At 65.5% G+C, this 14,993-nt stretch carries 10 protein-coding genes and 1 tRNA gene; 8 read left to right on the plus strand and 3 right to left on the minus strand.

The features are described from left to right. Positions 1-18 precede the first annotated feature (18 nt). The 8 genes from CFB89_RS19855 to CFB89_RS19890 all read left to right on the plus strand — a co-directional run bounded on the left by CFB89_RS19855 (position 19) and on the right by CFB89_RS19890 (position 9,513). Entirely contained in the window at positions 19-1,248 is a 1,230-nt protein-coding gene (locus CFB89_RS19855) for an NAD(P)/FAD-dependent oxidoreductase (RefSeq protein ID WP_256979723.1), read from the plus strand. 105 nt (positions 1,249-1,353) lie between these two features. Then, the gene (gene rpsU, locus CFB89_RS19860; RefSeq protein ID WP_006479415.1) at positions 1,354-1,566 is read left to right on the plus strand and encodes a 30S ribosomal protein S21; all 213 of its coding nucleotides are present in this window, start codon (positions 1,354-1,356) and stop codon (positions 1,564-1,566) included. 194 nt (positions 1,567-1,760) lie between these two features. Further along, positions 1,761-2,207: a GatB/YqeY domain-containing protein gene (locus CFB89_RS19865; protein ID WP_050011331.1), complete on the plus strand. Its 447-nt coding sequence runs from the start codon at positions 1,761-1,763 to the stop codon at positions 2,205-2,207. A 70-nt stretch (positions 2,208-2,277) separates the two neighbouring features. Further along, positions 2,278-4,149: a DNA primase gene (gene dnaG / locus CFB89_RS19870; protein ID WP_089469325.1), complete on the plus strand. Its 1,872-nt coding sequence runs from the start codon at positions 2,278-2,280 to the stop codon at positions 4,147-4,149. A gap of 88 nt (positions 4,150-4,237) precedes the next feature. After that, entirely contained in the window at positions 4,238-6,655 is a 2,418-nt protein-coding gene (gene rpoD / locus CFB89_RS19875; RefSeq protein WP_089469326.1) for an RNA polymerase sigma factor RpoD, read from the plus strand. 138 nt (positions 6,656-6,793) lie between these two features. Further along, positions 6,794-6,872 (plus strand) — tRNA-Ile (locus CFB89_RS19880). 274 nt (positions 6,873-7,146) lie between these two features. After that, positions 7,147-8,697, plus strand: coding sequence for a phospholipase D family protein (locus CFB89_RS19885; protein WP_089469327.1), 1,551 nt, complete (start codon positions 7,147-7,149; stop codon positions 8,695-8,697). A gap of 165 nt (positions 8,698-8,862) precedes the next feature. After that, complete coding sequence (locus CFB89_RS19890) at positions 8,863-9,513, plus strand: pyridoxamine 5'-phosphate oxidase family protein (protein WP_089469328.1); 651 nt, start codon at positions 8,863-8,865, stop codon at positions 9,511-9,513. Positions 9,514-9,568: 55 nt separating this feature from the next. On the opposite strand, the gene CFB89_RS19895 is transcribed toward CFB89_RS19890, so the two are convergent. The 3 genes from CFB89_RS19895 to CFB89_RS19910 form a co-directional block, all read right to left on the minus strand. Beyond that, positions 9,569-11,245, minus strand: a complete 1,677-nt coding sequence (locus CFB89_RS19895) for a DUF3300 domain-containing protein (protein WP_089469329.1) — start codon at positions 11,243-11,245, stop codon at positions 9,569-9,571. Positions 11,246-11,698: 453 nt separating this feature from the next. Further along, positions 11,699-13,534, minus strand: coding sequence for a protease pro-enzyme activation domain-containing protein (locus CFB89_RS19900; RefSeq protein ID WP_089469330.1), 1,836 nt, complete (start codon positions 13,532-13,534; stop codon positions 11,699-11,701). An 818-nt stretch (positions 13,535-14,352) separates the two neighbouring features. Then, positions 14,353-14,964 carry an ankyrin repeat domain-containing protein gene (locus CFB89_RS19910; RefSeq protein ID WP_089469331.1) on the minus strand — a complete coding sequence of 204 codons (612 nt, stop codon included), beginning with the start codon at positions 14,962-14,964 and terminating at the stop codon, positions 14,353-14,355. Positions 14,965-14,993 lie beyond the last annotated feature (29 nt).

A 14,993-nucleotide genomic window follows, 5' to 3' on the forward strand; every position in this document is an offset into this window, starting at 1 on the left:
CGAGGGTGGACAGGTACAATCCGCGCCATGGAAACTTATGACATCGCCGTGATCGGCGCGGGCGCCGCCGGCATGATGAGCGCCGCGGTTGCCGGGCAGCTCGGCCGCCGCGTCGTGCTGATCGATCACGCGCCGCGGCTCGCCGAGAAAATCCGCATCTCGGGCGGCGGCCGCTGCAACTTCACGAACCTGTACGCCGGGCCCGACAACTACCTGTCGTCGAATCCGCATTTCGCGCGTTCGGCGCTCGCGCGCTATACGCCGCGCGACTTCCTCGGCCTGCTCAAGCGCCATCACGTGAGCTGGCACGAAAAGCACAAGGGCCAGCTCTTTTGCGATCACGGCAGCGACGCGATCATCGACGTGCTGAAGCACGAGTGCGACGCGGGCGGCATCGCGTGGCGCCGGCCCGTCGTCGTCGACGCGGTGCGCCATGCGCCGGCCGGCGGCTTCACGCTCGACACGCAGCAGGCCGGCCCGATCGGCGCGCGCGCGCTGATCGTCGCGACCGGCGGCCTGTCGATCCCGAAGATCGGCGCGACCGACTTCGGCTACCGGCTCGCGAAGCAGTTCGGCCACAAGCTCGTCGATACGCGGCCCGCGCTCGTGCCGCTGACGTTCGCGCCGCAGGACTGGGCGCCGTTCGCGCCGCTGTCCGGCGTGTCGCTCGAAGTGCGCGTATCGACCGGCGACAAAAAACGCGGTGGCGAATTCGTCGAGGACCTGCTGCTGACCCATCGCGGGCTGTCCGGGCCGGGCATCCTGCAGATCTCGAGCTACTGGCAGCCCGGCGATCCGATCCGCATCGACCTGCTGCCGCAGCGCGACACGGTGGCCGACCTGCTCGACGCGAAACGCACGTCGAAGCGCCAGATCGGTTCGCTGCTCGCGGAGTGGGTGCCGTCGCGCCTCGCGCATGCGTGGCTCGATACGCATCGCGTCGCGGCCGACGCGCGGCTCGCGGATCTGCCCGACAAGACGCTGCGCCAGATCGGCGACGCGCTGTCCGGCTGGACGCTGACGCCGAACGGCACCGAAGGCTACAAGAAGGCCGAAGTGACGAAGGGCGGGGTCGATACGCGGGAGCTGTCGTCGGCGACGATGATGAGCGCGCGCGTGCCCGGGCTGTTCTTCGTCGGCGAGGCGGTGGACGTGACGGGCTGGCTGGGCGGCTACAACTTCCAGTGGGCGTGGGCGTCCGGCACAGCGGCCGGGCAGGCCGCGGCCAAGTACGCGCGAGGCGGCTGACGCGCCGGCCACCGCCGTTCCGGCGGGGATGGGGTCCGTGCCTTTGACCCATCGCTCTGCTATACTCAGTAGTCTTTCCCTGCAAACCTTTATTCGTGTCGGATCATGACGATCATTCGCGTTAAAGAGAACGAGCCGTTCGAAGTTGCAATGCGTCGCTTCAAGCGCACGATCGAGAAGAACGGTCTGTTGACCGAGCTTCGTGCACGTGAGTTTTACGAGAAGCCGACCGCAGAACGCAAACGTAAGAAGGCCGCTGCGGTGAAGCGTCATTACAAGCGTATTCGCAGCCAGACGCTGCCGAAGAAACTGTACTGAACGATTGGGCGCCGCGCGGTTCGCTGAGCGGCGCACCGGCGACTCCGTGCGATCGGGTGCGGTCGCGCAGCCGATCAGGCGGCGAGTCGCCGATGCCGGATTCGAGCAACCCGCTTGAGACACTGTCCCAAGCGGGTTTTTGTGTTGACGCCCGTTTGCGGGCGTCGGATTCACGTTTCCATCCCGGGTGAAAGATGAGTTTGAAAGAGCAGATCAGCGAAGACATGAAGGCCGCGATGCGCGCGAAGGAAAGCGAGCGCCTGGCAACGATTCGCCTGCTGATGGCCGCGATCAAGCAGCGCGAAGTCGACGACCGGGTCACGCTCGACGACGCGGGCATCACGGCCGTGATCGACAAGATGATCAAGCAGCGCAAGGATTCGATCAGCCAGTTCCAGGCGGCCGGCCGCGACGATCTGGTCGCGAAGGAGCAGGCCGAGCTGGCCGTGCTGGGCGGCTACATGCCCGCGCAGCTGTCGGACGCCGAAGTGGCGGCCGAGGTCCAGGCGGCGGTCGCGCAAACCGGCGCAGCCGGCCCGCAGGACATGGGCAAGGTGATGGGCGTGCTGAAGGGCAAGCTCGCCGGCCGTGCCGACATGACGGCCGTTTCCGCGCAGGTCAAGGCCGCGCTCACGAAGTAAAACCCGTTCCCGGCGCGCCCAGCGATGCGTGCGCCGGGCGTCGTATTGTCTTTTTTCGCTCGATCCCACGGTGATTCCGCATTCGTTCCTGCAGGATTTGCTGAACCGCGTCGATATCGTCGACGTGGTGGGCCGGTATGTGCAGCTCAAGAAGGGCGGCGCCAACTTCATGGGGCTGTGCCCGTTCCATAACGAGAAGAGTCCGTCGTTTACCGTCAGCCCGACCAAGCAGTTCTATCACTGCTTCGGTTGCGGTGCGCACGGCACGGCGATCGGCTTCCTGATGGAACACGCGGGGCTCACGTTCCCGGAAGCCGTGCAGGAACTCGCGCAATCCGTCGGGCTGACCGTGCCGCACGAGCCGTCGATGCGCGGTGGCGGCGGAGGCGGTGGCGGCGACTATCCGGCGCCCGTGTCGAAATCGGTGGCGACCGCGCTGTCCGATGCGATGACGGCCGCGTGCGACTACTACCGCAAGCAGTTGCGCGGCGCGACCGTCGCGATCCAGTACCTGAAGAACCGGGGCCTGACCGGCGAAGTCGCCGCGCGCTTCGGTCTCGGCTATGCGCCGGACGGCTGGCAGAACCTCGAAGCCGCGTTCCCCGACTATCGCGACGAATCGCTCGTCGAGGCGGGGCTCGTGATCGTCAGCGAGAAAACCGACGCGCAGGGCGTCGCGCGCCGCTACGACCGGTTCCGCGAGCGGATCATGTTCCCGATCCGCAACGTGAAGGGGCAGGTGATCGGTTTCGGCGGCCGCGTGCTCGGCAGCGGCGAGCCGAAGTATCTGAACTCGCCGGAAACGCCGCTGTTCAACAAGGGCAGCGAGCTGTACGGGCTGTTCGAGGCGCGCCTCGCGATTCGCGAGCGCAAGTACGTGCTGGTCGTCGAAGGCTACATGGACGTCGTCGCGCTCGCGCAGCTCGGCTTTCCGAACGCGGTCGCGACGCTCGGCACCGCGTGCACGCCGATTCACGTGCAAAAGCTGCTGCGCCAGACCGACACGGTCATTTTCAGTTTCGACGGCGATTCGGCCGGGCGGCGCGCGGCCCGGCGCGCGCTCGAGGCCTGCCTGCCGCATGCGGGCGACAACCGCACGATCCGGTTCCTTTTTCTGCCGACCGAGCACGATCCGGACAGCTACGTGCGCGAGTTCGGCGCGGATGCGTTCTCCGAGCAGGTCGAACGCGCGATGCCGCTGTCGCAATTTCTGTTGAACGAAGCAATTGCCGGCAAGGCGCTCGATCAGCCGGAAGGCCGCGCGAAGGCGCTGTTCGATGCGAAGCCGCTGTTGCAGGCGCTGCCCGCGAACGCGTTGCGCGCGCAGATCATGCACATGTTCGCCGATCGTCTCGATATCCCGTTCGAAGAGGTCGCTGCGCTGTCCGACGTCGATACGCGCATCGCGACGCCGCCGCGGCAGGCGCCCGCGCGCAGCGAGCGGCGCCGCGTGACGGACAGCGAAAAGCGCGCGTTGCGTACGCTGGTGATGCATCCGCGCGTCGCATCGCAGCTCGACGACGAACAGATTGCGACCCTGCGCACGCTGCCGCGCATCGGCGAGCTGTTCGCGGAAGTCGTCGATCATGCGCGTGCGCTGGGCGACGGCGCGGAGTTCCGGCTGCTGTCGGATGTCCTGAGGACGTCCTCGAATGGGGCGACTTACGAGGAAATCTTCCGCGAAATTCTGGACTATGATGAAAACGTCCGCGATTTGCTGTTACAGAATCCGGAAGACGAGACGGTGCCCGAGCGGCAGCGTGAGCAGGAGCGGATTGCGGGGGAGGAGCTGCAGGCAGCGGTGCTCAAGATGCGCTATGACGCCTGCTGCGACCGGCTGGACAGGCTGGCGCGGCAATCTACCTTCACCCCCGAGGAATTGGCCGAATTGACGGACTTGAACCAGCAGCGAACCGACATGAAGCGTCGGCTCGGGCTGTAGGCGGCCGGGGCGCTTAGAGAGGGCTCCCCAGCGTGCTATAATATAAGGTTTCCAGCGGTTTGTTTTCCAAGCAGAGGCGAGAATCGCGATGGCAAAGACGACAGGCGGAAAGAAAGCAGCAGGCAAGGGCTCGACGGAGCCGACCAAGAAGGTCACAGCGGCCAAGTCTGCTTCTTCCACCAGGACAACGTCTTCAGCCACGTCAGCCCCTGCAGGAAAGAAAACCGCGGCCGGCACTGCTCAGGCTGCGCCGGCGCCGGCAGCCAGAACACGGGCTGCCGCCAGACCCGACTCCGGGCCGGCCAAGCCGGCAGCGAAGCGGGCAAGTGCGAAAAGCGCAAGGGACACGACTGCCGACGCGGACGAAACGGCAGTACGTACTACTCATGCACCCACGGTTCAACCGGCTGTCGTCCAGCAGCCGCGAGTCGATATAGCCGGTACGGCGAACTCCATGACCAAAAAGCTGAACGAAGTATCCGTCGAAGACGACGCAAATCAGAGCGACGAGCAGCCCGCAGCCGCGGCTGCACCGGGCAAGTCCAAGGTGCGCGATCGTCGCGCCAAGGAAAAGGCGCTGCTGAAGGAAGCGTTCGCGACGAGCACGCCGGGCACGGCCGAGGAGCTCGAAGAGCGCCGCGTGAAGCTGCGCGCGCTGATCAAGCTCGGCAAGGAGCGCGGCTTCCTCACGTACGCCGAAATCAACGACCACCTGCCGGACAACTTCACCGAGACGGAAGCCCTCGAGGGCATCATCGGCACGTTCAACGACATGGGCGTGGCGGTTTACGAGCAGGCGCCGGACGCGGAAACGCTGCTCCTGAACGACAACGCGCCCGCCGCGTCGTCGGACGATGAAGTCGAGGAGGAAGCGGAAGTCGCGCTGTCCACCGTCGATTCGGAATTCGGCCGCACGACCGATCCGGTCCGGATGTACATGCGCGAGATGGGCACGGTCGAGCTGCTCACGCGCGAAGGCGAAATCGAGATCGCGAAGCGGATCGAGGACGGCCTGCGCCACATGGTGATGGCCATCTCCGCGTGCCCGACGACGATTGCCGACATCCTCGCGATGGCCGAACGCGTCGCGAACGAAGAGATCCGCGTCGACGAGCTCGTCGACGGCCTGCTCGATCCGAATGCTTCGGACTCCGCCGATACGGACGGTTTCTCCGCGAAGGAAGCGGAAGCCATCGAGAACGAGGACGAGGAAGCCGAAGAGGAAGAGGAAGAAGAGGAAGAGGAGGAAGACGACGGTGCCGCGCAGGCATCGGCCAACGCCGCCCAACTCGAAGCCCTCAAGCGTGCGTCGCTCGAGAAGTTCTCGCAGATCAGCGAGTGGTTCGACAAGATGCGCCGCGCGTTCGAAAAGGAAGGCTACAAGTCGAAGGCCTACCTGAAGGCGCAGGAAACGATCCAGAGCGAGCTGATGACGATCCGCTTCACCGCGCGTACCGTTGAACGCCTGTGCGACACGCTGCGTGCGCAGGTGGACGAAGTGCGTCAGGTCGAGCGTCAGATCCTGCACATCGTCGTCGACAAGTGCGGCATGCCGCGCTCGGAATTCATCGCGCGCTTCCCGGGCAGCGAGACCGATCTCGACTGGGCCGAGAAGATCACGGCCGAAGGCCATTCGTACAGTGCGGTGCTGTCGCGTAACGTTCCGGCGATCCGCGAACAGCAGCAGCGCCTGCTCGACCTGCAGGCGCGCGTCGTGCTGCCGCTGAAGGACCTGAAGGAAACCAACCGCCAGATGGCGGCCGGCGAACTGAAGGCACGTCAGGCGAAGCGTGAAATGACCGAGGCGAACCTGCGTCTCGTGATCTCGATCGCGAAGAAGTACACGAACCGCGGCCTGCAGTTCCTCGACCTGATCCAGGAAGGCAACATCGGCCTGATGAAGGCGGTGGACAAGTTCGAATACCGTCGCGGCTACAAGTTCTCGACCTATGCGACGTGGTGGATCCGTCAGGCCATCACGCGCTCGATCGCCGACCAGGCGCGCACGATCCGTATTCCGGTTCACATGATCGAAACGATCAACAAGATGAACCGCATCTCGCGGCAGATCCTGCAGGAAACCGGTCTCGAGCCGGATCCGGCCACGCTCGCCGAGAAGATGGAGATGCCGGAAGACAAGATCCGCAAGATCATGAAGATCGCGAAGGAGCCGATCTCGATGGAAACGCCGATCGGCGACGACGACGATTCCCATCTCGGCGACTTCATCGAGGACACCAACACGGTCGCGCCGGCGGATGCCGCGCTGCATGCGAGCATGCGCGACGTCGTGAAGGACGTGCTCGATTCGCTGACGCCGCGCGAGGCGAAGGTGCTGCGGATGCGCTTCGGTATCGAGATGAGCACCGATCACACGCTCGAGGAAGTCGGCAAGCAGTTCGACGTCACGCGCGAGCGGATCCGTCAGATCGAGGCCAAGGCGCTGCGCAAGCTGCGTCACCCGAGCCGTTCCGACAAGCTGAAGTCGTTCCTCGAAGGGAACTGATTTCCGGCGTCTCTGCCACGAACGCCGCCGGTATCCGCATGATGCCGGTGGCGTTCGTTCCCTTTGTCGTCTTTGTTGTTACAATGCCGGCCCGGCCTCGTTGCCGGGGTGGCGTGTAGCACGCCTTGCTTCTCGTCTGGGCCCCTAGCTCATGCTTGGTTAGAGCAGCGAACTCATAATTCGTTGGTGCCGGGTTCGACTCCCGGGGGGCCCACCAGATTCGCTTCCACGGTTGTCCGGGGAAGCCGCGAAACCCGCGATGCCGCATGGCGTCGCGGGTTTTTCTTTGGCGCACCGGCGCCGCCTGTCGCATCTTCGCCACCGCGGAAACACGGAAAGCGTGCCGCCCCGATATCAATCGAAGTATGCTGTAGCGCGATCCGGTCGCACGCGGCTCCGTAGCGGGCACCGTGGACCCGCGCCGCGCTCCGTCCGGCAGCCCAGCCAGAACAAACACAATCCGACTTCGCCCGACAGTGGGGGCGGCCAACATGATCATGCTGCGTTCGTGGAGTGCGATTCTGTCGTTGCTGATGCTTGTCGCATGCGCGAGCCTGCCGCCGCTGGCCGATCGCGCACCGACGCATGCATTCGCCGATACCGAAGACACGCGCCTCGGCGTGGCATTTCGCCAGCAGGCTGCCGCGCATCCGGGGCAGGACGCGTTTCATTTGCTGACCGATCCGGTCGACGCGCTGGACGCGCGCGTGTTGCTCGCCGACCGCGCCGACCGCTCGCTGGACCTTCAGTACTACATCTGGCACGACGATCTGACCGGGCACCAACTGGCCGACGCGATCATGCGTGCGGCCGATCGCGGCGTGCGCGTGCGCGCGCTGCTCGACGATCTCGGCACCAACGCGGACGACCGCAAGCTGCTCGAGATCAGCGCGCATCCGAACATCGAGATCCGGCTGTTCAATCCGGTGGCCACGCGCCGGTTCAAGAAGATCGGCACCGTATTCGAGTTCTCGCGCGTCAACCGGCGCATGCACAACAAGGCGATGATCGCGGACAACCAGGCGGCGATCGTCGGCGGCCGCAATATCGGCGACGAATATTTCGGTGCATCGTCGATGCTGGAATTCGGCGATCTCGACGTCGTCGTCCACGGCCCGGTCGTGAAGGACATCTCGACCGAATTCGATACGTTCTGGAATTCGCCGTATGCGTATCCGGTCGATACGCTGGTCGGGCACGAGGCGGCGCCGGGCGGCCTCGACCACGAGCGCGAACGGTTGCGCGACTACCTGAGAGAGATGGAAGACAATCCGTACGTGCTCGAGGCCCGCCAGCGGCTCGACCGGATCGTCCACGGGCAGGGCACGGAATTGTCGTGGGGGCATGCGACGGTGCTGTACGACGATCCGTCGAAGATCGCGCACCCGCCGAAGGACCGCGACGGGCACCTGATGCCGCAGTTGCGTGCGCTTGCGTTGCAGCCGCAGCACGACCTGCTGATCGTGTCGCCGTATTTCGTGCCGGGCAAGGACGCCGTCGAGCGGCTGCGCGCGCTCGTGGCGCGCGGCGTGCGCGTGACGGTGCTGACCAATTCGCTCGCGTCGACCGACGTGGCGGCCGTACATGCCGGCTACAGGCGCTATCGAAGCGAACTCGTGAACGCAGGCGTGCGGCTTTACGAGCGCCGGCCCTCGGGCGACAAGAGCATTTCGAAGCAGGTCATCATCGGCTCGTCGCGCGCGTCGCTGCATGCGAAGACCTACGTGTTCGATCACACGAGCATCTTCATCGGATCGATGAATCTCGATCCGCGCTCGCTGAACCTCAATACGGAGATCGGCCTTTACTGCGAGAGCCCTGCGATTGCGTCGCGGGTGGCCAACGATCTGGAATCGCGGCTCGACCGGATCGCGTGGCGTGTCGAAGCCAGAACCGATCCCGCGGGCGAAGGGCGGCTCAAGTGGGTTCAGACCGATGCGGACGGGAAAGTCACCGAAATCGATCACGAGCCGGAGGTGTCCGCCGGGCGGCGGATGGAAGTGTGGTTCCTCGGGCTGTTTCCGATCGAATCGCAACTGTGAGCGATGCTCAGCGCCGCACATGGCCGGCGAGCGGCGCGACTAGCCACTTTCGATGTGCGTGTATTTGGCTCGATTCGGCGAGCAACTGTCGATGGGCTAGGCAATCGCGTGCTCACGCCGGGATGCTGCACGATACCGATACAATTAATTTTGCAGTGCAGATATATGAATGAACAGACCACACTCTCTTCCACACCACGCACGACCATTCGCCGCCTGCCTGAACTGGCGAGTCACGATCGCACGATGCTCTACCGCATCGTGGACGACGCGTACGTCTGTCACGTCGCGTTCGGCGACGGGCAGAACACCCACTGCATCCCGACCGCGCACTGGAGGACGGGCGACGTGCTCTATATCCACGGGTCCAACGGCAGCCGGATGATCAAGGCGCTGTCGGCGGGCGCGCAGGCGTGCGTCGCCATAACGCTGCTGGATGGTCTCGTGCTGGCCAGGTCCGCCTTCAACCATTCGATGAATTATCGGTCCGCGGTGATCTACGGGCAGTTCGACATGATCGAAGGCAGCGCGGAAAAACTCGCCGCGCTGGATGCGTTGATGGACAAGATCGCGCCGGGCCGCAAGCACGAAGCGCGGCCGGGCAATTCGAAGGAAATCAATGCGACGAGCGTGCTGCGGATTTCGATGGCGGAAGCGGCCGTGAAAATCAGCGATTCGCTGCCGTCCGACAAGGAAGTGGATCTCGGGCTGGCGGTGTGGGCCGGGATCCTGCCGCTGAAGACGGCACGTGGCGCACCGGTTCATGCGGGCGGCAACGTGCCGGTGCCGGACTATGTCCGGAACTGGGCCGATTGAATGGCATGACGGGCCGTATCGCGCCCGCATGGCCGAGATGCCGGCGCGTCGTGCGTTAGCCCGGCCGATGTTCGCGCGACTCGTGTTGCGGGTGCGACTCGGCCGGATGCGACGTGTGCGCATGCTCGGGCGCCGCTTGCCGAGGCTGCGGTGACGCATGTTCGTGCGGCGGCGCTTCGGGGTGCGGCTGCATCTCCTTGCGTTGTTGCTGTTGGGCCGCCTCGCTCCGCTGTTGCTGCTGAGCCTCGTTACGTTGCTGCGCTTCCATGCGCTGCTGTTGTTGTTGCACTTCGTTGCGTTGCTGCGCCTGAGCGCGTTCCTGCTGCTGCGCGGCATTGCGTTGCTGTATTTCTTCGCGCTGCCGGGCTGCGTCGCGTTGCTGCATGTCCTCGCGTTGCCGTTGTTGCTGCGCCGCGCGAGTTTCCTGCGCGGCCCGCTCGCGTTGCATCGCCTGCTGCCGCTCGTCGTGCGTCGCACCGGGCGGATGCGACGCGGGCGCCTCGGCATGCGGCGCATTCGCGCGATTCTGCGCGAATGCTTCGGGCGCCGGTCGCGCACCGGGGCGCGCGTCGTTTGCAACGAAGTGCGGCATCGTCATCGGCGCGGCGCCCGGATGCCGCGCCATGGCCTGGCCATGCATCGGCTCCGCGCCCGGCCGGATCGTATTGCGCTCGATCGTCGCGCTATGGTTGGTGACGTTGCCGCCGTAGTTGTTCGTGATGCGTGTGTTGCGGATGTTCGTGATGTTGTTGATCACCGTGGTCGACTTCGTCACGTACGTGGTGTGGTTGTACACCACGGCCGGGCGCTGCCAGCCGCCGTGCCATGCCGGGCCTTCCGGGCGCGGCGCGCCCCAGTTCACGCCCCATGCATGCCAGCCCCAGTCGTGATGCCCGAAGATCGCGGCGCCGACGGCGACGCCGACGCCGAACGTGATCACGCCGGCCGTGACGATCTCGCCGGTGTTGTAGGCGGGCGGCCGATACACGTAGCCGGGATAGGACGAAACCGGCTCGCCGTAGACGACGGCCGGGTTGTACGACGGCACGTACACGACATCGGGCTGCGCGGGCTCGATCGCGATCGCCTGTTCGGGCGGCGGCACGATCGCCGGCCCGCTGTAGACCACCGGTGCGTCGGTGGCCGGCGTGTAGCCCGCCGGCGCAGCCTGCGCGACTTGCGTGACACGCATCTGGCCGCTGGAGCGAAGATGGCCGGACTTCTGCGCGCGCTGGCGCATCACCTGGATCGCATTCATCACGTCGGTCGGATCGTTGTAGTACACCTGTCCGAGCGAGGTGGTCCAGGCCGGGTTCGACGCCATTTGCGACAGCACCGCGGGGAACGCGGTCAGCGCCTTGACGGACGGGTCCCACGGTTGTGCATCGGCGGCGGTCGCTAGCGCGTGGCCCTTCAACGACGGATTTTGCGTCACCCATGTATTCGCGGCGGTTATCTGGTCCGGATAGGTTGCGCCCGCCAGCACCAATGCGACCAGCTTGTCGGGGAACAGCGCGATCGGCGCGACCATTTGATAGAGCTGGTCGGCGCTCGGCGGCGTGTACGCGACGGGCGTCGACGCGGGCTGGGCCGCCGAGGCGGCGTTCGCATCGCTGGCCGGCGCGGCGGTGCTGCCGTCGTCGTGCTTGCAGGCCGACAGGCCGAGCAGCGACACGATGACGGACGACGCGATCAGCGTCCTGACGGGGCGGTGTGCACGTGTGTGGTTCATGTTGTTCGTTCGGTGTGGTGGCAGCGTTGGCAGGCACGCGGGCCGCGCGATCGACTTGAACACCGTGTTGCGGACGTCCGCGCAGGTTCCGGTGGCATTGGCCGGATCGGGCGGCTGGATCGTGTTCGCATGGTGGTTGGCCCGCGACGAATCGATACCTTTAGTTAAACGCGCGATATGCGCGGAAGTTGTCGCGGTGTTGTGTAACAGTGTGTACCTTGCAGCGCGTAAGCAGGCAGGCGGGCACGCGGTAACCCACATGAAAGTTGTTTGCGCAACGATTGCAAGGTTGGGGCGTGCGTGTCGCTCGCCGCGCGTGGCGACTGGGTGCTGAATGCAGAAAACCCGCGACGGCTTCGCAGCCTTCGCGGGTTTATTCAACGCGATGGGTTGGGTGCGGCCCCGGCGCGCGTGATACGTCGCGCTCCCGCCCCCGGTTCTGTCAGCGATTCATCAGCGTGCGAAATCCGACGTGCTCTGGATGAACGCGTTCAGCTTCGAGATGTTCACGCTGCCGAAGCCCGTCGTCGCATCCCAGCCGGCCTTCGCCTTGTAGCCGTAAGTGCCGCTGCCGTTGTTGCCGGACGTGACGTCGTGCAGCAGCGCCGCGTTGGTCGGGAAGTACTTGTAGATGCTCGACGCCGGGAACCCGAGCGCATTGTTGTTGGCCGACTGCAGCCGCGCCCAGATGCCGGTGAAGATCGGCGCGGCGAGGCTCGTGCCGCCTTCGTTGTTCAGGTAGCCCGAGCCCCACAGCGTGTCGGACGTCTGGCCGTTCACGACGAGAATCGCACCCGTGCGCAGGTCGGCGTCGAAGCCGACGTCGGGCAGCGCGCGCTTGGTCGAGCCGGTGAGGGTGGACGACTGCCACGTCGGCGCGGTCTCGTACTTGCTGTACCCGCCGCCCGTCGACCACACGGTGCCCGGCTGCCAGCTCGGGTCGTTCCAGACGATTTCGCTGTTGTACGCATTGGTCGACGTATTGGTGAACAGCGTTGTGCCGCCGACCGCGATTACGTACGGCGACGTGGCCGGCTCGCTCACCGTGTAGGTCGAGCGCGACGGCGTGCCGCTTGCGCATTCGTACGCGCCGTGGTCGCCGGCGGAAACCGAGAAGGTTTGCCCTTGCGCGACCGCCTGCTTGAAGATGGTGTCGTCGGTCGCCTGCGAGCCGGTGCTGTTTGCGGACGATTCGCACACGCCGAGCGATACGTTGATCACCTTCGCGACGTTGTCGGTCACGGCCTTGTTGTAGGCGGCCGTGATCGCGGTGAGCGTCATCGACGGCGCGACGTAGAACACGACCTGCTTCACGCTGCCGCCGGCCGCGCCGACGATCGACTGGCTGTCGAGGTTCCACTCGACGGTGCCGTCGGTGTCGGTGTACGAACTGCCGGACGGGCCCGTCTTCACGATGCTGCTGCTGATCGTGCCGAGGCCGTTGTTCGCGGCGAACGTATTGAGGTCGCTCACCGTCTGCGACAGGTCACCTTCGGAGATGATGCCGACCGTGGTCTGCGAGGCCGTCGGCGTGCCGTCGCCGCCGTAGATCGACGAGAACTCGGTCGGATTGTGCGGCACCGCCGACGCGCCGGCCGGGATCGTCAGGTTGCTGGTGTTGCCTTGCGGTTTGCTGCCCGCGCCCGTATGCACGAGCTCGACGTTCTGCAGGCCGAGCACCGAGCCGACGACGTTGCCGATCGCATTCGGCACCTGCGCGGCGTCGGTGTTCGCATAGACGCTGCGGCCGTTGCGCGTGAAGCGCTTGAGGGTCGTGCGGAACGCGGCCTGGACGGTTGCCGCGGTGCCGGACGCGGAGACCAGCAGCCGGTTCGGTGCGACCACGATATTCACGAAGCCGGCCTTGCGCAGGTGGGCGACGACGGACGCGACCTGCTGGTCGGTCGGTGCGTATTGCGCGGCGAATTGCGCAGGCGTGAGGAACTGCCGGTAGTGCGGCGAGCCGGGCGTATGCAGGTCGCGCAGGTACTGGTCGAGCTGGGCCTCGTTGCGCAGGTTCAGCCCGAGCACGATGTCCACCGATTCGCCGGGCGCCATGTCGATGGCCGAGGCGGCAGCGGCGGCCGTGCTCGCGGCGGGCGCGCCGGTCGTGCCGGCTTCGTTCTGCTGCACGAGCGGCAGGAACCCTTTGGTGCGCGTTTCCGTCCAGCCGGCCGCAGGCGCGGCATGGGCGGCCGTCATGCCGAACGAAGCGGCGGCTGCGGCGACGGCGAGTGCGAGATTGACGGTGCGAATGTGCTTTTGTTTCTTGTTTGCAACCTGATTCATTTGAATTACCCCTCCGGTTGAACAACGAACGGCACGAACAACAACGGTCGACGGCGGTGCGGGTCATGCACCGCCGTTTTCTGTCGCATGCAGGCGGATGGCACGGACGCGACAGGGCCTTTCGCCCGATCCGGAAAGCGGTTTTTCTCCGGGGGCGAAATACGGAAAACGCGGTAACGGGAAAGGCTGCACCGCAGGGCGGGGCAGTCGCGCCGGAGTCGGCGCGGGCGGGATTGCTAGAGCAACAGCTTCGTTATCCTGCTCATTTGATTCGATCCTTCGGCCCGCTGCCGGATGGCAGCCGTCCAGTGAAATGCATCGGGATGCTGCACGCGCCGGCGAGCGAACGAGTCATTCGGCAGCGCGTACTTCGGTGCAGCGGAAGCGAAAAAACGTGGAGCGGAATCGATTGCGTGGCGGGCAATCCGTCGGATTGCTTGCATCGGACGGTATCAAGAACGAAAGTACGGTGTCAAACTTTTTTTGATTATATGAAACAATATTAAATCGAATAAGACGCAATGATTTTGAAAGATCGGCGGCATTTTGTAATGTTCGAAACCGGCATGACAGGTAATGCAGAAAGCGACTCGCCGATCCTTTCCGATGCGTATTGAAACAGCCGTTCGTTATCGAGGAAACGTTCGAATCGCCGGGGCTCGTCGGCGCCGGGCGAACCACCCGACGAGGCGGCGCGCCGGCAACTGGCTGGCGACGACAGGGCCGCTGGGCACACGCGTGGGGGGCACGGCGCCTCGCGCGATCGGCGACGCCGATCGGGTCAGCGAATGGGGCGCGCGATTCGACGCGCAGGCGCGCTACGGTTTGGCGCCGGCATTGCGCAGGGCGTCCGCGGCATACGTGTTGTCGTGCGTCAGCGCGAGCTGAAGCAGCGATTGGCCGCGCCGGTCGACATGGTTCGGATTCGCGCCATGCGCGACGAGCAGTGGAATCAGCTCGAAGCGGTTGAACAGCGTCGCGAACCCCAGCGCGGTTTCGCCGGCGCCGTTCGTCTGGTCGATCGGGCAGCGCGTGTCGATCAGGCGCCGCGCGATGTCGGATTCGTTCCGGAACAGCGCGCCCATCAGCGCGGTGTTGCCGTGACGATCGCCGATGCACGCATCCGCGCCCGCCGACAACAGGTAGTCGAGCGCTGCGGGCTGGCCGTCGTACGACGCGAGGATCACGGCCGTATAGCCGTGGCTGTCGGTCGCGTCGACCGGATAGCCGGCGTCATGCAGCGCGCGGAGGATATCGACGCGGCCGACGCGCGCGGCGTCGAACCAGTCGTCGTCATAGCGGCGCAGCGCGGCAGGGTCGGCCTTGCCGTACGTCGGCTGGTCGGGCAGGTGCGCGCAGCCGGCGAGCGCAGTCAGCGCGAGCGCCGCCGCGGCCGCGCGAATCGCGTGGGTGAAGCGTTCGGATCGCATGGGGAAGTCCTGATGAAAGGGGCGGGCCG

This window comes from Burkholderia sp. AU16741 (genome assembly GCF_002223345.1).
GTDB classification, from domain to species: Bacteria; Pseudomonadota; Gammaproteobacteria; order Burkholderiales; family Burkholderiaceae; genus Burkholderia; species Burkholderia sola.